The sequence below is a fragment of the Streptomyces sp. NPDC046925 genome, assembly GCF_040644915.1.
Taxonomy (GTDB): Bacteria; Actinomycetota; Actinomycetes; order Streptomycetales; family Streptomycetaceae; genus Streptomyces.
Genome location: NZ_JBEYWZ010000002.1, coordinates 1,075,551 through 1,097,337, shown reverse-complemented (window position 1 = coordinate 1,097,337; position 21,787 = coordinate 1,075,551). Strand labels below are relative to the sequence as shown.

19 protein-coding genes and 1 pseudogene are annotated in these 21,787 nt (G+C 72.2%); 14 read left to right on the top strand and 6 right to left on the bottom strand.

The window, feature by feature from the left end:
- The first annotated feature begins 141 nt into the window (after positions 1–141).
- Positions 142–1,332, top strand: coding sequence for an amidohydrolase family protein (locus ABZ906_RS11210; protein ID WP_361380367.1), 1,191 nt, complete (start codon positions 142–144; stop codon positions 1,330–1,332).
- Positions 1,325–1,966 (top strand): isochorismatase family protein, encoded by a 642-nt coding sequence (locus tag ABZ906_RS11205; protein ID WP_361380364.1) that lies wholly within the window; start codon positions 1,325–1,327, stop codon positions 1,964–1,966. The genes ABZ906_RS11210 and ABZ906_RS11205 overlap by 8 nt, the downstream gene beginning before the upstream one ends.
- A gap of 19 nt (positions 1,967–1,985) precedes the next feature.
- On the opposite strand, the gene ABZ906_RS11200 is transcribed toward ABZ906_RS11205, so the two are convergent.
- From ABZ906_RS11200 to ABZ906_RS11185, 4 genes are all read right to left on the bottom strand, one after another.
- Positions 1,986–2,771: an SDR family NAD(P)-dependent oxidoreductase gene (locus ABZ906_RS11200; RefSeq protein ID WP_361183071.1), complete on the bottom strand. Its 786-nt coding sequence runs from the start codon at positions 2,769–2,771 to the stop codon at positions 1,986–1,988.
- Between the two features lie 17 nt (positions 2,772–2,788).
- The gene (locus ABZ906_RS11195) at positions 2,789–3,427 is read right to left on the bottom strand and encodes a helix-turn-helix domain-containing protein (protein WP_361380361.1); all 639 of its coding nucleotides are present in this window, start codon (positions 3,425–3,427) and stop codon (positions 2,789–2,791) included.
- 69 nt (positions 3,428–3,496) lie between these two features.
- Complete coding sequence (locus tag ABZ906_RS11190) at positions 3,497–5,107, bottom strand: alpha-amylase family glycosyl hydrolase (RefSeq protein WP_361380358.1); 1,611 nt, start codon at positions 5,105–5,107, stop codon at positions 3,497–3,499.
- Between the two features lie 62 nt (positions 5,108–5,169).
- On the bottom strand, positions 5,170–6,366 hold the full coding sequence (locus tag ABZ906_RS11185) for a lactonase family protein (protein ID WP_361380355.1): 1,197 nt from the start codon (positions 6,364–6,366) through the stop codon (positions 5,170–5,172).
- Positions 6,367–6,752: 386 nt separating this feature from the next.
- Here ABZ906_RS11185 and ABZ906_RS11180 point away from each other — a divergent pair, with 386 nt between their 5' ends.
- Together ABZ906_RS11180 and ABZ906_RS11175 are read left to right on the top strand one after the other, a co-directional pair.
- The gene (locus tag ABZ906_RS11180) at positions 6,753–7,157 is read left to right on the top strand and encodes an STAS domain-containing protein (protein WP_361183065.1); all 405 of its coding nucleotides are present in this window, start codon (positions 6,753–6,755) and stop codon (positions 7,155–7,157) included.
- 30 nt (positions 7,158–7,187) lie between these two features.
- Positions 7,188–7,880, top strand: a complete 693-nt coding sequence (locus ABZ906_RS11175) for a L,D-transpeptidase (protein WP_361183063.1) — start codon at positions 7,188–7,190, stop codon at positions 7,878–7,880.
- 50 nt (positions 7,881–7,930) lie between these two features.
- On the opposite strand, the gene ABZ906_RS11170 is transcribed toward ABZ906_RS11175, so the two are convergent.
- Positions 7,931–9,754: a choice-of-anchor A family protein gene (locus ABZ906_RS11170; RefSeq protein ID WP_361380352.1), complete on the bottom strand. Its 1,824-nt coding sequence runs from the start codon at positions 9,752–9,754 to the stop codon at positions 7,931–7,933.
- Between the two features lie 272 nt (positions 9,755–10,026).
- On the opposite strand from ABZ906_RS11170, the gene ABZ906_RS11165 reads away from it, so the two are divergent.
- From ABZ906_RS11165 to ABZ906_RS11120, 10 genes and pseudogenes are all read left to right on the top strand, one after another.
- Entirely contained in the window at positions 10,027–11,544 is a 1,518-nt protein-coding gene (locus ABZ906_RS11165; RefSeq protein WP_361380349.1) for a membrane-associated oxidoreductase, read from the top strand.
- 103 nt (positions 11,545–11,647) lie between these two features.
- A complete protein-coding gene (locus ABZ906_RS11160) occupies positions 11,648–12,742 on the top strand; it encodes a substrate-binding domain-containing protein (RefSeq protein WP_361380346.1) in 1,095 nt (364 codons plus the stop codon).
- A 95-nt stretch (positions 12,743–12,837) separates the two neighbouring features.
- Entirely contained in the window at positions 12,838–14,169 is a 1,332-nt protein-coding gene (locus ABZ906_RS11155; RefSeq protein WP_361380343.1) for an extracellular solute-binding protein, read from the top strand.
- Between the two features lie 73 nt (positions 14,170–14,242).
- The gene (locus tag ABZ906_RS11150) at positions 14,243–15,214 is read left to right on the top strand and encodes a sugar ABC transporter permease (RefSeq protein ID WP_361183053.1); all 972 of its coding nucleotides are present in this window, start codon (positions 14,243–14,245) and stop codon (positions 15,212–15,214) included.
- On the top strand, positions 15,211–16,074 hold the full coding sequence (locus ABZ906_RS11145; protein ID WP_361183051.1) for a carbohydrate ABC transporter permease: 864 nt from the start codon (positions 15,211–15,213) through the stop codon (positions 16,072–16,074). Before ABZ906_RS11150 ends, ABZ906_RS11145 begins: the two co-directional genes overlap by 4 nt.
- A 70-nt stretch (positions 16,075–16,144) precedes the next feature.
- On the top strand, positions 16,145–17,125 hold the full coding sequence (locus tag ABZ906_RS11140; protein WP_361381414.1) for a hydroxyacid dehydrogenase: 981 nt from the start codon (positions 16,145–16,147) through the stop codon (positions 17,123–17,125).
- Positions 17,122–19,014: a DUF2264 domain-containing protein gene (locus tag ABZ906_RS11135; protein WP_361380340.1), complete on the top strand. Its 1,893-nt coding sequence runs from the start codon at positions 17,122–17,124 to the stop codon at positions 19,012–19,014. Before ABZ906_RS11140 ends, ABZ906_RS11135 begins: the two co-directional genes overlap by 4 nt.
- Positions 19,015–19,100: 86 nt before the next feature.
- The gene (locus ABZ906_RS11130; protein ID WP_361380337.1) at positions 19,101–19,892 is read left to right on the top strand and encodes a MerR family transcriptional regulator; all 792 of its coding nucleotides are present in this window, start codon (positions 19,101–19,103) and stop codon (positions 19,890–19,892) included.
- Complete coding sequence (locus ABZ906_RS11125) at positions 19,889–21,115, top strand: glycosyltransferase (RefSeq protein ID WP_361380334.1); 1,227 nt, start codon at positions 19,889–19,891, stop codon at positions 21,113–21,115. Before ABZ906_RS11130 ends, ABZ906_RS11125 begins: the two co-directional genes overlap by 4 nt.
- 65 nt (positions 21,116–21,180) lie before the next feature.
- Positions 21,181–21,408, top strand: a pseudogene (locus ABZ906_RS11120) (hypothetical protein); the annotation flags it as partial.
- Between the two features lie 64 nt (positions 21,409–21,472).
- On the opposite strand, the gene ABZ906_RS11115 reads toward ABZ906_RS11120, so the two are convergent.
- Positions 21,473–21,751 (bottom strand): hypothetical protein, encoded by a 279-nt coding sequence (locus tag ABZ906_RS11115; RefSeq protein WP_361183044.1) that lies wholly within the window; start codon positions 21,749–21,751, stop codon positions 21,473–21,475.
- Positions 21,752–21,787: the final 36 nt, after the last annotated feature.

Genomic DNA, 21,787 nt, shown 5'->3' with positions numbered 1-21,787 from the left:
GGGACGCCGCGCGAACATCCCGCCACGCCCTCGTACGAGGGACATTCTCCCCTCACATGACGGACGTTCTGCCCTCCCACGACGGATGATGGAGGCCGGCATCACCGCCAGCTCCTCCAACTCCTTGCGGGAAAGGCAGAGATGAGCCAGACGCTGATCACGGCAGGGCGGGTTCTGACCGGGCCAGGTGGCCGGCACGTCGTGGACGGCGCCGTCCTCACGGAGGGCGCGGACATCGTCGCCGTGGGCGCGAGGGCCGAGGTCGAGCCCCTGGCGCGCGGCGTGGCGCAGTGGTACGCACTGCCCGGGGCCACGGTGCTTCCCGGACTCATCGACGCCCACGTCCACCTGGTCTTCGACGCGAGCAAGGACCCCGTCGCGGTCCTGGACGCGCACAGCGACACCACCCTGATGGCGGCGATGGAGGAGCGCGCGCTGCAGTTCCTGCGCAGCGGCGTCACCACGGTGCGCGATCTGGGCGACCGGGGCCGCCTCACCCTGCGCCTGCGCGAGGCGATCACCGCGTCCCGGGTGCCGGGCCCGCGGATCGTCGCCGCCACCACCCCGCTGACGGTGAAAGGCGGCCACTGCTGGTTCCTGGGCGGTGAGGTCGAGGGCGAGAGCGAGATCCGCGCGCTGGTGCGGCGCAACGCCGAGCTGGGCGCGGACGTCATCAAGGTCATGGCCACCGGCGGCGGCCTCACCCGCGGCGGCCCCGCCACCTGGCAGGCCCAGTTCAGCGCCCCCGAGATCCGCGTGGTCGTGCGCGAGGCACGCCGGGCCGGTCTGCCGGTCGCCGCCCACGCGCACGGCACCGAGGGGATCGTGGCCGCCGTGATGGCGGGCGTCGACACCATCGAGCACTGCACCTGGATGAACCGCAAGGGCCTCGGCCTGCGCGAGGACGTCCTGGACGCCATCGTCGCCAAGGGCATCCGGATCTGCCCCACCGTGAGCCCGAACTGGCGGATGCTGCCCATGTTCTTCGGCGCCGAACGGGCCAAGGCGATGTTCGACCAGGTCCGCACGATGGCGGAGCGCGGCGCGCGGCTGATCGCGGGAACGGACGCGGGAGTCCAGCGTGCGGGCTGCGACGGCCTGGCCCAGAGCCTCGGCTTCTACCAGCACTTGGGGGTGGCGCCCGACCGCGTCATCGACATGGCGACCAGTGAGGCCGCGGACGCCCTGCACATCGGCGACCACGTCGGGCAGCTGGCCGCGGGCTACCGCGCCGACCTGATCGCGGTGCACGGGGACCCGCTCAAGGACGTGGAGGCCCTGGGCGACGTACGGCTGATCATGGCGAACGGCACAATGGTGGCCCATGAGTGAGCAACCGGCGCACCCCGCGCAACCGGCACACCCCGTGCAACCGGCACCTCCTGCGCAGCCCGCACCCACGAAGCCCGTCCAGGCGCTGATCGTCGTGGACATGCAGTCCGCCTTCGTCACCGGCGACGGCGCCGTGCCCGACGCGGCGCGCGTCCTCGACCGGACGACCGACCTGATCACCCGGGCCCGCGCCGCGGGCGCCCTGGTGATCCAGCTCCAGAACGACGGCGAGCCGGGATCCGTCGACGAACCCGGCACTCCCGGCTGGCGGATACACCTCCCCGCGGACACCGACCGGGGCGAGCGGGTCCTGCGCAAGACCGTCGACGACGGCTTCGAGGAGACGGAACTCGCGCGGTTGCTCGCCGACGCGGGCGTGCACGACATCGCGATCTGCGGGGTGCAGTCCGAGATGTGCGTCCTCGCGACCGCGCGGACCGCCCTCGAGCTGGACTTCCGTGTCGTCCTGCCGCACGACGCGCACGCGACGTACGACATCCCGGCCGCCGAGGGCATCAGCGACGCCGTCCCGGCGGCGATGGTCTCCCGGGTCGCCGAATGGGCCCTCGGCGACGAGGTGGAGATCGTCGCGAGGGCCCGGTCCGTCGAGTTCACCGCCTTCACCAAGCCGTAGGCCCGGCGGAGCCCGGGGATCAGCGGGCGGTGTACGCGCCGTCCACCAGGTGGTAGCTGCCGTGGACGAACGAGGCCCGCTCCGAGAGCAGGAACACGATCAGCTCGGCGACCTCCTCGGAGTGGCCGAGGCGGCCCGCCGGGTGCAGGGAGACGAGCGCGTCGTAGTCGTCCTTGTTCATCTTCTGCAGCAGCGGGGTGTCGATGAAGCCGGGACCGACCGCGTTCACGCGGATGCCCTTCGCCGCGTACTCGGCGGCGGCGGTCTTGGTCAGGCCGACGACGCCGTGCTTCGCGGCGACGTAGGCGGGGGAGCCGGCGAAGCCGACGGAGCCGAGGATCGAGGCGACGTTCACGATGGCGCCCGCGCCCGCGGCCTCGATGACCGGGAGCTCATAGCGCATCGAGTAGAAGACGCCGTCGAGGTTCGTGCGCACGACGCGGTTGTAGACATCGATGTCGTACTCGCCGGTCGGCTTGCTCTCCCCGCCGATGCCCGCGTTGTTGACCGCGAGGTGCAGCCCGCCGAAGGTGTCGACGGCGAACCGCACGGCGGCCTCGACCGAAGCGGGCTCGGTGACGTCCACGGCGACCGCGGCGGCCTTGATGCCCTCCGCCTTCAGCTCGGCGGCGGCCTTCTCGGCGCCCTCGGCGTTGTAGTCGGCGATGACGACGTTCGCGCCGCCCGCGCCCAGACGGCGGGCGGTGGCCAGGCCGATTCCGGAGGCGGCGCCGGTGACCAGGGCGGTCTTGCCCGCGAATTCGGTGGCGTAGTCGGGGACGCTGGTGGCGGGGGTGGTGCTCATGGTGCTTTTCACTTTCCTCATCCGATGTGGGGGGCGGCGAGCGCTGCCTCCCCGGTCAGGACGGCGTAGGCCTGCTCCACATGTGCGGCGAGGTCTGCGTCGTACTCGTGCCCGCCGCGCGCCCAGCTGCGCAGGGCGGCGGTCAGGACTCCGGCGGCGGCGCCGACGACGACGGCCGGGCGCTGGTCCCGGACGGGGTCGGTGCCGAGCCGGTCGGCGATGATCCGGACGGACTCGTCCTGGGCGTCGACCCGGACGCGTTCGTACGCGGCGAACAGGGCGGGCTCCGTGTCGACGAGGGCAAGGAGCTCCCGCCGCCGGGCCCGGCGGTGCAGGGCCGGGGACTCCTCGGCGGTGAGCCAGTCGCGCACGGCCGCGTGATAGGCGGCCAGCGGGGGCTCGTCGGCGGGGCGGGCGCGCAGGGCCGCGTTGATGCGGTCGCCGTCGGCGCGGGTGAAGTCGAGCGCCGCGGCCTCCTTGCTGCCGAAATGGCGGCTGAAGGTGCGGCGCGTGACGTCGGCGCGCTCGGCGACGGCCTCCACGGTGACGGCCGCGAGGCCGTGCTCCAGGATCAGGTCGATGGCCGCGTCGGCGAGCGCTTCCCGGGTCTGCCGGGCCTTGCGCTGCCTGCGGTCCTCGCCGCTCCGGTCATTCATGTCTCCGACTGTACACCCGTCATGTCCCAATGGGACACCTGTCCCACCGGGACTCAAACGGGGCGGGACTCAGGCGGAGGCCGCAGCGGGCCGCAGATCGAAGACGCCGTACCCGAATGCCCGCGCGGTGACGACTCCGTTCGCGGCCTCGACGCCCTCGGCCTCCAGGGGCAGCGGGGCCGCCTCGCCGACGACGTCGGTGGCGAAGTCCGCCGGCGTACTGCGGGGATTGATCACCACGAGATGGCGTCCGCCCCTGACGTACACGAACGGATAGCCGTCGTGCAGCACCTCCACCGAGCCGCCGGGGCCCAGCTCCGGGGTGGCCTTGCGCAGGGCGATCAGGCGGTGCACCAGGTGCAGCAGGGAGGTGTCGTCGGCCCGCTGGGCGGCCACGGCGGGCCGCGCCGGGTCGGGGTCCACGGGGAGGTAGAGACGCTCGGCCGGTGCCGTGGAGAAACCGGCGTTGGCGCTCTCGTCCCACTGCATGGGGGTCCGCGAGCCCGCCCGGTTGTAGCGGGGGCCGAGCACGCTGCCCTCGGTGTCGGGGAGCCCGGGGATGTACCGCATGCCGATCTCGTCGCCGTAGTAGATGGCCGGGAGCGTGGGCCAGGTGAGCTGGAAGGCGAAGGCCGCCGGGAGCTGCTCGGCGGTGCGCGGGCCGCAGTTGAGGCGGGAGAAGTCGTGGTTGGAGGTGGGCAGCGAGATGTGCCCGGCATCGCCCACGGCCTCGCGGGCCGCCCGCCACGCCTCGACGAACGTACGGGCCGAGCCCTTGCCGCCCGGGTCGAAGAAGCAGTCGAGCGGGTCCCATCCCTCGTCGGCCGTGCCCTCGCCGTTGTTCCACAGGGAGCGCAGGGGGCCGCCGTTGGTGGGGCCGCCGAACTGCAGGAAGAAGTCGGCGTGGAATCCGGCGGGGACGGACACGGCGGGATCGCCCCACTCCGAGAGCAGCACCGCGTCCGGGTGGGCGGCGTCCAGCCAGCCGCGCAGCTCCGTCCAGACCGCGGCGGTGGCGCTGCGGTCCGGGTCGTCCTTGACGAGGGAGTGCGCCATGTCGACGCGGAATCCGGCGAGGCCCAGGCTCAGCCAGTGGTCCATGACGTCGCGCAGCGCGGCACGGTTGGCCCGCGGCCCCTCGGCGTCCACGGGCAGGCGCCAGGGCTCGGCGGGATCCATCCGGGCGTAGCCGAAGTTCAGGGCGGGCTGGGAGTCGAAGAAGTTCGGCAGATATGCGCCGGGGCGGCTTCCCGGCGACCGCACGAACCCGTCCGGAGAGCCCTGCGGTGCCCAGATGTAGCGGTGGTCGTCGGGGTCGTCGGCCGCGGCGGTGAACCACGGGTGCTGGTCGGAGGTGTGCCCGGCCACCAGGTCGAGCAGGACCCGGATGCCGCGCCGGCGCGCCTGCGCCACCAGCTCGGCCAGGTCGTCGTTCGTGCCGTAGCGGGGTGCGACGGAGAGGTAGTCGGTGACGTCATACCCCGCGTCGCGGAACGGCGAGGCGAAGCAGGGGTTGATCCAGACGGTGTTGACGCCCAGCCAGGCCAGGTGGTCCAGGCGGGCGGTGATGCCGTTGAAGTCGCCGATGCCGTCGCCGTCGGAGTCGGCGAAGGACTGCGGATAGATCTGGTAGAAGACGGCGTCGGAGAGCCAGGCGGGGGCGGGGCCGAATGACGTCATGGAAGGGGTCAGCCTTTCCCTCGTACGGATGCGGTACTTGGGGGAGTCGGGGCGTGCGGGCCCTAGATCGGCAGCGCGCACACGGCGACGGGGGCGGTGAACGGCTCGCTCGCCGGACTCAGCCCGCCGTCGCTTCCCACCTGGAAGACGCTGACCGAATTCGACTTCTGGTTCGCGGTGAACAGCAGCCGCCCGGACGGCGAGAAGGCGATGTGCCGGGGGAAGTCCCCGCCGACGGGGACCGTGTCGAGCAGCCGCAGCCGGGCGCCGTCAGCCTCGACGGCGTAGCGCGTGAGGCTGTTGTGCCCGCGGTTGGCGAGGAAGGCGAAGGTGCCCTCGTGCGTGACGAGCAACTGCGCCGGATAGCTGGTGCCTTCACCGGTGCCGGTGGACTGCGGCTCACCGGGAGTCAGCCGCCCGCTCGCCGGGTCGTACGCGCAGACGACCACCGTGTTGTCGAGTTCGTTGGCCAGATAGGCGAAGCGGCCGGAAGGGTGGAACGTGAGGTGGCGCGGCCCCGCGCCCGTCCGCAGGGCGGCGTACGAGACCTGGCTGAGCTTTCCCTTCTTCGTGTCGAGGCGGTAGCTGTAGACGGTGTCGTTGCCCAGGTCGACGGCGAGGACATGCCCGCCGTCCGGGCTGGTGACGATCTGGTGGGCGTGCGGCCCGTCCTGTCCGGGACCCGGAGGCGGGCTGGAGTGGGTGACCAGGTCGCTCAACTCGCCCAGCGCGCCCGAGGATTCGACGGGATGGACGGCCACACTCCCGGAGCCGTAGTTGGCGCTGAGCAGCCAGCGCCCGCCCGGGTGCACCGACAGATGGCAGGGCCCGGCGCCGCCGGTGTCGCGCGTGCCGAGGACCTCGGGGCCCGCGGCCGGGAGCGCGATCGCGGTCACGCCGCCCTGCTCCCGCTCATTGACGGCGTAGAGGGTCTTGCCCGAGGGGTGGAGGCAGAGGTAGGAGGGATCGGGTACGCCGGTCAGCGTGCCGGTGCCGGTGACGCGCCCGGTCGTCTCGTCGTATGACGCCAGGCCGAGACCGTTGCCGCCACCGGGTTGCGAGGTGTACGTACCCAGGAAGAGCTGCCGGTCCCGGCGCGGCGGCCGTCCGGCGGGCCGGGGGGACAGGGCGGAGGCGGATGCGGGTGCCGGTGCGCAGACGACGGCGGCGGCAGCGGTGGCGGCTCCGATGAATCCCCGCCGGCCCCAGTTGTCCGCCGCGGGCGATCCTTCGGACCCGCTGTTCATCCCTGCCGCCATGTCCGCTCCTCGAGTGCCGGTAGTGACGCGTGTGAACGTACGGCAGACAGCGTGGTGCCTGCGATCCGCCCGTTCAAGGGGTCCGTCGGCAGGTGGCAGCGGGTGCGGCCGGTCATCCGCGCCCCGCGGACGCGACACCAGGAAGGTGTCACATACAGCGTATGAAATACGGAGAGTAACTATGGCCAACAAGTGGCGAATATGCGCCGCACACCGGCCGGTGCTGCCCCCCGGAGGTATGAACTGGCCTTGAGCGGGCAAGATGTAGGTGCCATTCGCGGTGCCGCCCCAGACCCCGGCGGCGTCGGGCGCCGGCTTTCGGACCGCGCCGCTCGCGTTGTCGTAACTCTTCGTAAGCGGGGTACAGAGATCTTAGGGGGTGGATCATGGGCACGCCCGACCCGGGCTTTGGGCTGCATCACCGTGTGGTGGACGGATCGATCATTCTGACGTTCAGGGGCGAACTCGACGCTTGGGCGGACCAGGAACTCTCGCCGCGCATAGCGGAGTTAATGGCCCGGCCGGACGAGGACATCGTGGTGGACCTGCGGCAGGTGACGTTCCTGGACGCCGGCGGACTGCGGCTCCTTGTGCGCATCAAGGGGCAGGCGGCGGCCAGACGGCGCCCTCTTCGGCTGGTGCGCAGCAGTCCGCGCGTGTGGCGGGTGCTGCGCATCACTCGGCTCGACCGCAGTTTCACCGTCCTGGACGGCATGCCCGCCGCCCTGGACGCGTCCGACGAGACCGACGAGGCCGACGACTGCGAGGGAAACCTGAACAGACCAGCCTAGAAAGCGAGCAAGTGGCGCACATCTGATTACATGATTAGCCGAAGCCGCACCCTCGCCGGTTCTCTGACCGCGACCCTCCTGCTCCTCGCCCTGCCCGCAGTCCCGGCAGCCGCGGCGACCGCCCGCCCCGAGCCGCCCTGCACCGCCGGCACGGCCCCCTACCAACGCCAGCTGGAGCAGGAGCTGCGCAGACCGGTCGACGGAGTCCAGTCGCCGGAGGACTGCGCGGCGATCCGGCGGTTGCAGCGGCGGCTCGGAGTCTCCCCCGCCGACGGGCTCGCCTCGCTGCGGACGTACCGGACGATGGTCGCCGACCAGGTGCGACGCGACCCCGCCGCCCGCCGGAGCTGTCCCTCCCGCGCGTACCGAGTGGTCTGCGTGGATCTGACCCGGCAGATCCTCTGGGTCCAGGTGAACCGGCGCCTCGTCTTCTCGCCGGTGCCGGTGCGCACCGGGCGCGACGGTCTGGAGACGCGGCGAGGCTGGCACCGGATCTACTGGAAGCACCGGGACCACTTCTCGACGATCTACGACGTGCCGATGCCCTACGCCCAGTTCTTCAACGGCGGCCAGGCCCTGCACGGCACCCGGCACGACCTCTTCTCCTCCGGGTCCGGCGGCTGTGTGAACCTGACGGTGCCGGACGCGAAGCGGCTCTACGCCCTGCTGCAGAAGGGCGACCGGGTCTACGTATGGGGCACGAAGCCCGGCACCGGCGGCTGACCTGCCGTCATCAGCCGGTGCACGGGCCTCATCCGGGGTTCACCCGGGGCTCAGCCCTTGCCGCCCTTGCCCCCGCCCGGTTCGCCCCGCTTGTTGCTGAGCCGGACGATGACGCCCTGGTCGGCGTTGTCCTCGGTCAGCCGGTAGGGGCCGGTGACCGCGGGGGAGGGGCGAAGGTAGCCGTCGGGTACGTCGGTCTCCCTGAGGTAGTAGGAGCCCAGCGGCTGGTCGGGGAAGTCACAGCGGCCCCGGCCGTCCGTCGCGCAGCCCTGGCCCCTGCGGGTGTCCGGGTCCGCTCCCGTGGTCTGGAGGCCCGCCTTGCCGTTGGTTTCGCGCCAGAGTTCGAACACGGCCCCGGCCAGTCGGCGGCCGCTGGTGCGGTCCGTCTTGATGACGTGGAGGGAGCCCACCGGGTCGACGACGGGCGTCTTCTCGTTCTCCGCGGTCACCTCGACGCCCTCGCGCGCGTTGGCCTCGGTCACGACGAGCGGACCGAAGGAGGCCGGTGAGGGCAGGTCGTACCCGTCGGGGGCCTTGGTCTCCACCCAGTAGTACGTGCCGAGCGGCACCGACCTGCGGCACTGGCCCCGTACGTCCGTGGTGCACGGGGAGCCGATCCGGTCATCGGGGTCGTCGCCGGAGGTCTGCACGCCGGGGACTCCGTTGGTCTCGTGCCACAGCTCGAAGACCGCGCCCGGAAGCACCTTTCCGTCCGCCGCGTCCTTCTTGGTGACCACGACCGTGCCGGTCTCCGTCGGCTTGGCCCCGCACTCGGGCAGGTCGCCCACGAAGGGATAGTTGTGGAACTCCTGGCCGCCTCCGCCGCTCTCCGAGCTGGTGTGGGTGATCGAACCGGCGGTGAAGAAGCGGCCGTTGATGCCGGGCAGGCTGACCGTCGTGTCCGAGGTGTTCTGGCCGATCAGCAGGCTGCCCTGGAACTGCCCGGTGCCCTTGAGCTCCACGTCCGTCGCGTCGGGAAAGTTCCACAGCAGGCGCTCGCGCAGCCCGTTGAGCGGATCGGTCGCGTCGTCGATGCCGCCGCTGTAGGTGTTGACGACCCGCTGCGTGCCAAGGACGTTCACCAGGACCGTCGCCCCGTCGGGGATGTTCGCGAACCGGACGCCTTCCTGTCCGCCGCTCGCACCCGCCAGGTCGAAGTCGACGTTGAACACCTGGAGCGCCGATGTGCCGTCCCCGGTGAACAGCGTCTCGCCGCCCGCGTGCACGGCGGTACCGGTCGGCGTCCGGGTGCCGTTCTCGCCGTGCGCGTAGCACTGGCTCGCCGCGCTCAGCTGACCGCGCAGCGCGGTGTAGGGCGCCGCCGCGTCCGGGTCCTCGGGCGTGTCCTGCGCCAGGATCGTGCCGCTCGCCGTGCCCGCGTGGCGCACGACCCCCTGCTCCGCGAGGAGCCGCTGGCCCTCGGCGACCGTGACGTCGCCCCCGGTGGTGAGCCAGTCGGAACCGACCGGCGGCGCGACGCGGGAGCCGACGCCCGCCTCGCCGATGTTGTAGACGGCGCTGACTCCGGCCCTCTTGTTCTGGTCGAAGTCACCGAGGACGACGACGCGCCCCTCGGCCTCCGCCGCGCTCCCGCGCACCCGGAAGTCGCCGCCCGCGAAGATGTTGATCGCGTTGTCGCGGTAGCGGATCGTGCCGTTGGTGACGGGCGGGTACGGGCCCGAGGGGCAGGTGCCCGGCACACAGGGGCCGAGCCCGCCGGGCAGCGGGGCGGCCACGGCCCTGCCGGCCGCCGGGTCCCCGGCCGACGCGACGGCGTTCTGGGCGGGGAACACCGGGACGGACGCGGCGGCGAACGCGCAGGCCAAGGTGGTCAGCAGGCGTCCGGTGCGCTGCGCGCGGAACAGTGGGGGCATGTCGATTACCAGCTCCTCAGCCGATAGGAAGGGCTCCTCGTCGGCAGCTTGCGACAGCCTTCCGCCGGGCCCGGTGCGGCTGGCCGCGCCCTCCGGTGAACCCGCCGAACTTCCACCCGCCCGGCGGGCGCCCGTTGCGGCCATCGCGACGGAACACGGTCTTTGACCGAAGAAGTACGGGAAGGCCCCGCCGGGGCACCGGGCCCGGGTCGGGTGCCAGGGCTCCGGCCCGTGGTTGACAGCCCGAACGCGCCCGCGACAGCATCCCGTTGATGGAGATCACCGACCCGACGCCGGCGGAGGTCCGCGTCCGGGAGGCCTTCGCGCTCGGCGAGGGCGTCGACTTCCGCGAGAGCCCCGACGACGACCCGCGGGCCGGCGGTTCCTGGGGGCCCGAGCGGACGGTGCGTGCCGAGGTGCTGCGGGCCCTGCTGATCGGCGGCCCGCCACGGGACGGCGAGATCGCGGGCCTGAAACTGTGGGGCGCACGGATCACCGGGCGCCTCGACCTCATGTACGGGACGGTCGAGCACCCCGTACGGCTGCGGTCCTGCCACTTCGACGAGACGCCGAACCTGTACGGGGCGCAGATCCGCGCCCTTGTGCTGAGCGACTCGGTCCTGCCGGGCCTCACGGCGGGCACCCTGCGGGTCGAGCTCGTCCTGCGCATCACCTGCAGCCGCATCACCGGGCCCGTACGCCTCGCCGGCGCACAGATCTCCGGCGCCTTCTTCGCCAACGGGGCGGAACTGGGCACGCCGCCCGCTCCCGGCGGAACGCCCCCGCCGGACACACCGGACGCGCCCGACCCGGAGGCGGCCGAGGAACCGGTGCTCCAGCTGAACCACGCGGTGATCGGCACCGACGTATGGGCCGTCGGCCTGGTGGCGCACGGGCAGGTCCGGCTGAACGGCGCCACCGTCGGCGGCCTGGTCAACCTCGACGACGCCGAGCTGAATGCTCCCGGCGCGATCGCCCTGCACGCCGAGACCCTCTCGGTCGGCACCGATCTGCGGGCCATGCGGCTGCGCGCCCGCGGCACCCTCAACCTCAGCGGCGCCAGAATCCCGCGGCACGTCAATCTCGCCTACGCCCGTCTCTCCCACCCCGGCGCCACCGCACTGCGGGCCAGCAGCTGCGTCATCGGCGAGCTGTGGCTGCGGGAAGCCGCTCCGATCGAGGGGACGGTGAACCTGCGCCGCTCCCAGCTCGACCTGCTGCACGTGCCCGCGGAGGTGTGGCCCGGCCAGGTCAAGCTCGACGGCCTCGGATACCAGCGGCTCGCCCCGCACCTGCCCGCGGACCAGCGCCTTCCGCTCCTTGAGCGCGAGGCGGCCGGTTATCTCCCGCAGAGCTACGAACAGTTGGCCGCCGCGTACCGCACGGTGGGCGACGAGGCAGCCGCCCGCACCGTGCAGCTGGCCAGGCTCCGCCGGCACCGCCGCACCCTGCCCCCGTACGCCAGGCTGTGGGGTCACCTCCAGGACGTGACGGTCGGCTACGGCTTCAGGCCGATGCGCGCCGCCGGATGGCTCCTGGTCCTGCTGCTCGCCGGTGCGCTCGCCTTCGCCCTGCACCGTCCGCCCGCGCTGAAGTCCGACGAGGCCCCCGACTTCAACCCGGTCTTCTACACCCTGGACCTGCTTCTGCCGATCATCGGCTTCGGGCAGGAGACGGCCTTCGCGCCGCAGGGCTGGTACCAGTGGCTCTCGTATCTCCTCGTCGCCACGGGCTGGGTGCTCGTGACCACGGTGGCGGCCGGCATTACACGAGCACTCAGCCGTCAGTGACGAACTTCGCCGAGCTGGACACAGGCGGGGCGCCGATCGATATCCTCCAGCGGAAACGTTCAAACGAACAATCGACGGGAACGTCGCGAGGGGGTTCGGCAGCATGCGGGAGCCGAGGGACGTCAGGCGGCAGCGGATTCTGGCGGTCGTGGAGTCGCGCGGCGAGGCGCGGCTGAGTGACCTCGCCGACGATCTCGAGGTCTCGGTGATAACGGTACGGCGGGACGTCGAAGACCTGGCCCAGGAAGGCAGGTTGCGGCGCGGGCACGGCATCGCGCGCTCGGTGGGACCCGTGGAGCGCGGCGACCCGCAGGCGCCGCCGGTGGCGCGGCGCAAGGCCGTGGCGCTGATGGTGCCCGAGCGGCACACCTACCTGTACGAGACGATGCACGGCGCCCGGAGCGTCCTGTACGAGGCCGGGATGCGGGTCGCGCTGCACATCGCGCCGCAGGTGGAGGGCGCCGAACGGCCGTTGGTCGAGCGGGTGCTCGCCGATAAGGTGCGGGGTCTGCTCATCGCTCCGCGCTGGCGCACCCCGGCCGAGGAGGAGGCCGACTACGCCTGGCTCGCCGAGGCGGGCGTGCCCACGGTCCTGATGGAGCGCCGGCCGCGCGCGGGCAGTGCGCTGCACACCATGGACTCGGTCTGCACCGACCACTGGTACGGCATCCACCTCGCCGTCGACCACCTCGTCGGGCTCGGTCACCGGCGGATCGTCCTGGCCGCCCGCGACGACAGTCCCACGGCCCGTGCGCTGCGGGCCGCCTTCGCCGAGATCGCCGAGGCCCGGCCCGAGGTCGAGGAATGGGCCGTGATGCTCAGTGCCGCGAACGCGGGTCCTGGCCGGGTGCGCGAGCCGCTCGACCTCGCGGCCCGGTTGCGCCGGCACCGGGCGACGGCGGCGATTCTGCACGGCGACGTCGACGCGCTGATGCTGGTGCAGCAACTCATGGACCACGGCATGAAGGTGCCGCAGGACTGCTCGGTGGTGGCGTACGACGACGTGGTGGCCGCCCTCGGCAGCACTCCGCTGACCGCCGTTTCCCCACCGAAGTTCGAGGTGGGACGGACGGCGGCCGGGCTTCTGCTGCGCAGGCTCGAGGAGTTGGCGGGGCCGGGCACCGCGCCGACCCAGCGGGCGGAACTCCTGCCGGAGCTCAAGGTCCGGGGATCCACGACACATGTTGGGATCGTTTGACCGCTTTAGTTTCTTTTGATTGATCTATTGACCGCCATCGTTCATGCGATCAGGATTCCCGTGTCCCGAACAAGAGCCGCGGGAGGCGCCCACCCATGCCTGGTCGACCGAGCCGCCGGTCCCTGCTCGCCGTGACAGCCGCAGCTCCCATGACAGGCGCCCTCAGCGCCTGTTCGGGCAGCACGGGCGGCTCGTCACGCGGCAGGGGCGGCACCACACGCGTCACCTTCTGGTCCGCACTGCGCGGAAGCCAGGAAGTGGTCGACGCGTTCAACAAGACCCACGACCGCATTCAGGTCGAGTTCCAGCAGATCCCCTCCGGCGCGATGGGCGGCTACGCCAAGCTCAGCAACGCCGCCAGGGCCGGGAACGCCCCGGACGTCGCCACCATCGAGTACCCCCAGATCCCCGGCTTCGCCATCGACGGAGTCGCCCGCGACATCACCTCCCTGATGAGCGAGCGGCTGCGCGCCAAGCTGCTGCCACAGGCCCTTGGCCTCACCACCTTCGAGAAGCGGACCTTCTCCGTCCCGCTCGACGTGGAGCCGATGGTCCTGCACTACCGCACCGACCTGTTCGACGCGTACGGCATCGAAGTCCCCCGCACCTGGGACGAGTTCGCCGAGGCCGCCCGCACCGTGCGGGACAAGGCGCGCGAGCGGCGCATCGCGGTCTTCCCCACCGACGGCGGCACCCAGTTCGCCGCGTGGGCCTGGCAGGCGGGCGCCCAGTGGTTCGACACCCGCGACGGCGCCTGGAACGTCTCGCTCACCGACCGTGCGACCCGCAAGGTCGCGGCGTACTGGCAGCGGCTCATCGACGAGGACCTGCTCTTCGTCAACGCCACCGAGAGCAGGCACTACGACTCGCAACTCGGCGAAGGCCTCATCCTCGCCCGGCTCAGCGGCGCCTGGGACGCGGGCTCGCAGATGAACGCCCGACCCGGCCAGAAGGGCCAGTGGGCCATCGCCCCGCTGCCGCAGTGGAACCCCGGCAAGCCCGTCGTCGGCACCCACGGCGGCTCCACCTTCGCCGTCACGAAGGACAGCGAGCACCCGGAAGCCGCCATGGAGTTCATCGAGTGGCAGGTCTCGCACCCCGATGCCCTGCGCGCCCGCCTCTCCAGCGGCGCCAGCAGCCAGTACCCCGCCGTCCCCGACCTGGTCCCGGTGGGCCGCGAGGCCTTCGACCGCGCCTACTACTCGGGCCAGGACATCTACCGCCTCTTCGAGGAACAGGCCGAGACGATCCGCGACGGCTGGACCTGGGGACCGCGGATGACCGCGACCCAGCGGGTGATGCAGGACGGCTTCGCCCGTGCGGGCGGCGGCAAGGGCTCGCTCATCGACGCCGTACGCGCGGCCCACGACGGAACCATGCCCGACCTCAAGGCACTCGGCCTCTCCACCACCGAGCACAGCACATGACGGCCCCCGGCGCCCCGACGCGCCCCGGCCCCCCGAACACGACGAGCACCAGCAGAGAGGCAGGTGACCCCCGATGACCACGACCGCGCCCCCGGCCCGCGCCACCCGCACCCCCGACGCCCCCGCCACCGCCCGCCGCGCCCGCACGCGTGCACGGCGCCGTGAACACACGGCGTGCGGCGTCCTGATGACCCCCTTCCTGATCCTGCTGGTGGCGGTCTTCCTGATACCCGTCGGCACCGCGGTCTGGCTGAGCTTCTTCAGCGACGACCAGCCGGGCCTCGGCTTCGGCCCCGAACGCACGGTCTTCGTGGGCCTGCGCAGCTACACCGCCGTCCTCACCGACCCCACCTTCCTCGGCAGCCTCGGCACGGTCGTCCTCTACTGCCTGATCTACATCCCGCTCATGGTGATCGGCGCCCTCGCCCTGGCCCTCCTGCTCGACTCGGGCGTCGTACGGCTGCGTTCCTGGGCACAGTTGGGGCTCTTCCTGCCGCACGCGGTGCCGGGCATCATCGCGGCCCTCATCTGGCTCTACCTCTACACGCCGGGCCTCAGCCCGGTCGTCGACCTGCTCTCCAAGGGCGACATCACCATCGACTTCCTCGGCGTGAACACCGTCCTGCCCTCGATCGTGAACATCGCCCTGTGGAGCAACCTCGGCTACAACATGGTGATCTTCTACGCCGCCCTGCAGGCCGTGCCCCGGGAAGTGATCGAGGCGGCCGTCGTCGACGGCGCGGGACCGGTACGCACCGCACTCCAGGTCAAAGCCCCCCTGGTGCGCTCATCCATCGTCATGGTCGCCATGTTCACCCTGATCTGGGCGATGCAGCTGTTCACCGAACCCATGCTGCTCAGCCAGTCGTCGCCGATGATCAACTCCCGCTTCTCGCCCAGCATGTACATCTACGACGCGGCCTTCACGCGCAACAACTACGGCCTGGCCGCCGCGGCCTCGGTGATCCTGCTGATCTGCACGGTCGCCCTGTCCTACGGCGTCACCCGCTGGACCAACCGCTCCCAGAAGGAGGCCGCGCGATGAGCGCCGAGACCCTCACCGCGGGCCGCCCCCGCCTCCTGGGCCGCACCGTCGTGAACACCGTGGTCGGCATCGCGGTGCTCTACACCCTGCTGCCCGTCCTGTGGCTGGTCCTCGCCGCGTCCAAGAACCGGGACGCGCTGTTCAGCAGCAACTTCTTCACGCTGACCGACTTCTCCTTCGTACAGAACCTGCGCGACCTGTTCGCGATGGACGGCGGCCTCTACGGACGCTGGTACACCAACAGCCTGCTCTACGCCGTCCTGGGCGCCGCGATCAGCGCGCTGGTCAGCGTCGCCTGCGGATACGCCTTCGACAAGTACCGCTTCGCGCACAAGGAGAAGGTCTTCGGCCTGGTGCTCGCCGCGGTGATGGTGCCGCAGACCGTGCTCGCGCTCCCGCTGTATCTGATGGCCTCGGCCACGGGCCTCGTCGACACCTTCTGGGCGGTGTTCATCCCGGTCCTCTTCAACCCGTTCGGGGTGTATCTGGGGCGGATCTTCAGCCAGGGCTATGTGCCCGACGAAGTGCTCGAAGCGGCGCGGATGGACGGTGCGGGGGAGCTCACCACCTATCTGCGCGTCTCCCTGCGGATGCTGGGCCCCGGCCTCGTGACGGTGTTCCTCTTCCAGCTCACCGCCATCTGGAACAACTTCTTCCTGCCCATGGTGATGCTCTCGGACGAGAAGCTGTACCCGGTCAGCCTGGGCCTCTACACCTGGAACAGCTCGGCCACCGTCTCGCCCGAGTACTACCCCGTGGTGATCATGGGCTCGCTCCTCGCGGTCCTTCCGCTGATCCTCGCCTTCATGCTGCTGCAACGCTTCTGGAAGTCGGGCCTCACCGCGGGCTCGGTCAAATGAGCCACACGTGAGCCATGTGAAAGGGAATCTGTTGAACAACGGCAGCCACCGTCCGCGCACCGCGCTCGCCATGGCGCGGGACGCGGCCACGGCCGTGATCGGCCCAAAGGCCCTGGCCGCACTCCGGCACGTCTGCGATCTGGTGCCCGACACCGTCCTGGACGACTTCACCACGGACGAGGCACGCTCCGTGCTCCGTGACGCGGAAGTCCTGGTGACCGGCTGGGGCTGCCCGCCCCTCGACGCCGCCGCGCTCGCGGCCGCGCCCCGGCTGCGGGCCGTCGTGCACACCGCCGGGTCGGTACGGGGCCACATCACCCCGGAGTGCTGGGAGCGCGGCATCGAGGTGTCGTCGGCGGCGGCGGCCAACGCCCTGCCCGTCGCCGAGTACACCGTCGCCATGATCCTGCTCACCGGCAAACACGTCATGGAGCGCGCACGGGAGTTCAAGGCCGTCCGGCGACGGGACGACTGGCTCGGCCTCTCGCACGGCGTGGGCAACTACGGCCGCACGGTCGGCATCCTCTCCGCCTCGATGATCGGCCGCCGCGTCATCGAACTCCTGCGCCCCTACGACTTCGAGGTCCTCCTGCACGACCCGTACGTGTCCGACGAGGAGGCCCTGGCGCTCGGCGTACGACCGGTCGGCATCGACGAACTGTTCGCGAGCAGCGACGTCGTCAGCGTCCACACCCCGCTGCTGCCCGCGACGCGCGGCCTGGTCGGCCGTGAACTGATCGCCGCGATGCCCCACCAGGCGGTGCTCGTCAACACGGCCCGCGGCGCCGTGCTCGACCAGGACGCCCTCACCGAGGCCGCGCTCGCCGGGCGCATCCGGGCCGTCCTCGACGTCACCGTCCCCGAAGTCCTGCCTGCCGAGCACCCGTTGTGGGAGTGCGACAACGTCATGATCACCCCCCATCTGGCCGGTTCGCAGGGCAACGAGTGGGGGCGCCTCGCCGATCTCGCCGTCGCCGAACTCGGCCGCTGGGCCGCGGGCGACGGTTTCGCCCATGCCGTACGACGCGAAAGGCTGGCCTACCTCGCATGAGCATCCCCGCACTGCTCGGATTGCCTCAAGACGACCGGGTGTTGAGCCCTCACAGCGGCTACACGCGCGCGCACTGGGAGGCGGCAGCCGACGGTCTCCTGGGCGCCGCCTGGAAGTGGGCGACCCCGCACGGCGCCCTGCTCGACCTGCCGGGCCGGCCCTCCGCGTCGGGCGTACGCTCCGACGGCCTGGAGGGCTACGCCCGTACCCTACTCGCCGCCGCGTTCCGGGTGGCGGGCGCCGAGGGCAAGGACCCGCACGGCTGGCTCGACCGGTACGCGGAAGGGCTCGACGCGGGCACCCGCACGCCCGGCCGTGACGACGCCGAGTCCTGGCCGGTGATCCTCGACCACCATGTCCAGGGCCAGCCGATGGTGGAGTCCGCGTCCGTCGCACTCGGCCTGCGGCTGACCCGCCCCTGGCTGTGGGACCGGCTCGACACCGACGTACAGGACCGTGCGGAACAGTGGCTGCGCGGCGCGCTCCGGCACGTCCCCGCGCCCAACAACTGGTACCTCTTCCCCTACACCGTGGCCGGATTCCTGGAGTCGGTGGGCCGGGGCGACGCGCAGACGGCACGGGCACGCGAGCGGGCCCTGGAACTCCTGGAGACCTGGAACCGCGGCCAGGGCTGGTACGCCGACGGGGACGGCCGCGCCTTCGACCACTACAACGGCTGGGCCCTGCACCTGTACCCCACGCTCGACGCCCACCTCGCGGACGACCGGGACCAACTGGCCCGGCACGGCGCACGCCTGCACGAGCACCTGGAGAGCTTCGGGCTCCTCTTCGGGGGCGACGGCGCCCCGATCCACTTCGGCCGCTCCCTGACCTACCGCTTCGCCGCGGGCGCGTCCGTGGCCCTGGGCGCGCTCACCGGCCACACGCCCCTGACCCCCGGCACCTCGCGCCGCCTCCTCAGCGGCTCCCTGCGCTACTTCCTCGACCGCGGGTCCGTCGGCCCCGACGGACTGCTCAGCCTCGGCTGGCACGGCCCGCACGACGCGACCTTGCAGCCTTACTCCGGGCCCGCGTCGCCGTACTGGGCGTCCAAGGCGTTCGTCGGTCTCCTGGCACCGGCGGGCCATCCCCTGTGGACGGCCACGGAGGAACCCGCCCCCAGCGAGCGCCGCGACCAGATCCTCGCGCTGCCCGCGCCCGGCCTCCTCGTCCAGAGCACCCGGGCGGACGGGATCGTACGGCTGCACAACCACGGCAGCGATCACGCGCGCCCGCACGAGGCCGAGTCGGCGGCGCACGAGGACCCGCTCTACGCCCGCCACGCCTACTCCACCCGGACCGGCCCCACGGCGGGCGGCAACACCGCGGACAACCACATCGCGGTCGAGGTGGCGGGGATACCCAGCGCCCGCCCCCGCATCCATCCGCTCGACGCCGGTCAGGGCGACGGCTGGGGCTGGGCCGCGTCCCGGCACACCCCGGCCTTCGCGAGCGGCCCGCCCATGGTGCCGGGCCTGCGCGTGGAGAGCGTCACCGTGGCCAAGGGCCCCTACGAACTGCGCGTGCACCGCGTCGTCGGCGCACCGCACGGCGCCCGTCTCACCCACACGGGCTGGGCCACGGGACCCGGGGAGCCGCTGCTCTCCGTGCTCCACCCCCTGCACGGCTGGACCGGCCGGGACGAACGGCGCGCCCCGCAGGGCACGGCCTTCACCCCGTGGGCCCGCCTGCCCCGCCTGACGGCCGAGGCGGAGGGCAGCGCCGTGTTCGCGGCCCTCGCCCTGCTCACCGCCGAGCCGGAACCCGCGTCCGCGGCCGACGCGGCGACCGTGGTGAGCGCGACGGCGGACACTGTCGAGGTGCGGTGGTCGGACGACGGCTCTGTGACCCGGATCGCCTTCGCACCCCTGACGGTGGAGCACGGGTGACGGCTCACCGCCGCCCTGCGACGCATTGACCCTGACGTCGCGTGAGGCCGCACGCTGCACGCTGTACGCGACGAAAGGCGAGGTCGATGAGTTACACCGTGGGGCAGGTCTCCGGGTTCGCGGGGGTCACCGTGCGCACCCTGCATCACTACGACCGGTCCGGGCTGCTCGTGCCCAGCGAGCGCAGCCCGGCCGGGTACCGCCTGTACGGCGAGGCCGATCTGGCCCGTCTGCAGCAGATCCTCTTCTACCGCGAACTCGGCTTCGCCCTGGAGGAGATCGCGCAGATCCTGGCCGACCCGCAGTCCAGCGCGCTCGATCAGCTGCGGGCCCGCCACAAGGCGCTGGTGGAGCAGATCGGCAAGCTCGGCCGCCTGGTGGAGGTCGCCGAGCGGGCCATGGAGGTGCAGCAGACCGGCGTGCGACTGAGCCCGCAGGAACGCTTCGAGGTGTTCGGGGAGATCACATTCGACCTGAGCTACGCCACCGAGGCCGGCCTCAAGTGGGGCGACAGCGCGGGCCACCAGGAGGCGATGAGCCGTGCCGCCGCCCACTCCAAGGAGGACTGGGCCCGGATCATGAGCGAGGCGACGGCCTGGCGGACGGAGCTCCTCAAGGCCTTCGACGAGGGCGAACCCGCGGAGGGCGAGCGCGCGAGGGACCTCGCCGAGGAGCACCGGCAGCACATCACACGCTGGTTCACGCCCTGCCCGCCCGCCATGCAGGTGCGCATCGCCGACGACTTCGCCGACGATCCCCGTGCCTTCGCCCTGGTCGTACCGCCCTCCGAGCAGCGGCCCGGCCTGGCGGCCTTCCTGCACGCGGCGGTGCGCGCCAACGCGGTCCACGCGGACGGGAGCGAGGCGGCGGGCCGATGAGGATCCTGCTGGCCGCAGCCGGGTCGTACGGTGACGTCGCCCCGTACACCGGCCTCGGTGCCCGGCTGCGCGAGGCCGGGCACGACGTGGCCCTCGCCACGCAGGAGTCCTATGGGCCGCTGGTGCGCGGAGCCGGTCTTGCCTTCCGGCCGCTGCCCGCCGACACGAGCGCGGGCGGCGGGGGAAAGCGTCAGCTGATGCGGACGGCCGCCGCGTTCGTACGGGAGTTGGGGGCCGGGCTCGTCGATGCCGCGACCCCTGGCGCCGATGTGCTGCTCCTGTCGACGACGACCGCCCCCCTGGGCCGGCAGCTGGCCGAGGCCATGGGCATACCGTCCCTGGGCGTCTACCTGCAACCCACGCATCCCACACGGGAGTTCGCCCCGGTGATGAGCGGCGGCAGGTCGCTCGGCGGGCCCGGCAACCGCGCGCTTGGCCGCTTCTCCCTGCGCATGGCCGACCGCGTCTATGCCGATGCGGTCGCGGACCTGCGGGCACGCCTCCAACTGCCCGCGACCGGGCGGGGCGCGGTCCGGCGCCGCCGCGAGGAGGCCGGGTGGCCGGTCCTGCACGGGTTCAGCACCGCCGTGGTGCCCCGTCCCGCGGACTGGCGCGCCGGTCTCGACGTCGTCGGCAACTGGTGGCCGCATCACGACCCGGACCTTCCGCTGCCCGCCCCCGTCGAGGACTTCCTGCGGGCCGGACCGCCGCCCGTCTTCATCGGGTTCGGCAGCATGGCCGCGGGCGACGGTGCGCGGCTGAGCGAGCTGGCCGTCGCCGCCCTGCGCGCCGCGGGCCTGCGGGGCATCTTCCAGGAGGGGCGGGCGGGGCTGATGGCCCACGGCGACGATGTCCTCACCGTCGACGAGTTGCCCCACGCGCTCCTCTTCCCGCGGCTGGCCGCCGTCGTCCATCACGCGGGCGCCGGCACCACGGCGGCGGCGCTGCGGGCCGGGGTGCCCGCCGTCCCCGTGCCCGTCATGGCGGACCAGCCCTTCTGGGCCTCGCGGATCGCCGCGCTCGGTGCGGGCACCGCGCCCGTCCCCGTCGGGGAACTGACGGCAGAGCGCCTCGCCGAACAGATCGGGCGCGCGGTGCGCGAGACCTCGTACAAGGAAGCCGCGGGCGCCGTCGCCCGGCGGATGGCCGCGGAGGACAGCGCCGGTCGGGTCATCGAGGCGGTCGAGCGGCTCGTCGGGCGTCCCGAGGCGGCCGGTACGTAGCCCGAGCGGCCGAACGCGCAGGTCGTGGAGGTCATGACGGAGCCGCGGCGTGGAAGCCTGCTGACATGACCGAAAGTGCGCATCTCTATATCGCGACCCCCCGGATCACGGTCCTCGGAGTCAACCCCGGCCGACCGCCCTTCCGCATCGTGGAGCTCGACGGCGAGGTGGTCGGCGAGGCGAGAGAACTCGTCGACGTTTTGGAGGTGGCCGCTCAGGTGGGTCACGTCGTGGACGACGTGGACGATCCGGACCAGGTGCGCTGGGTGGGCGGCGACAAGTTCACCTGGAAGCCGAAGGGCCCGGCGGAGCCGGGCGGACCGACGGAACCCGGAAGCCACGACGAGGCCGCGGACGTCAGGGAACCGAGGGGATCGACGAGGGCGAACTAGCCGGGGAGGAACCCGGCCGGGGATCGGGGCGGTCGGGCTCGAGGTCGTAGATCCTGTTCAGGAGCTCGGCCTCGTTGCCCGTCAGGCCCGCCCTGCGCAGCGCTTCGTCCGCCTCCGCCATGGGGCCCGCGAGCAGCGAGGCCGCCGCGGCAGGCGAGGGGCCGGACAGCGCGGCGCGTGCCGTGTGCAGCAGTCGCAAGCAGGCCTGGGCGGCGGCCAGTTCGGCGGTCGGCGTGCTGGTCATGTCGAGAGCTCCTCTGCGCGGGATCGAAAGGACCGA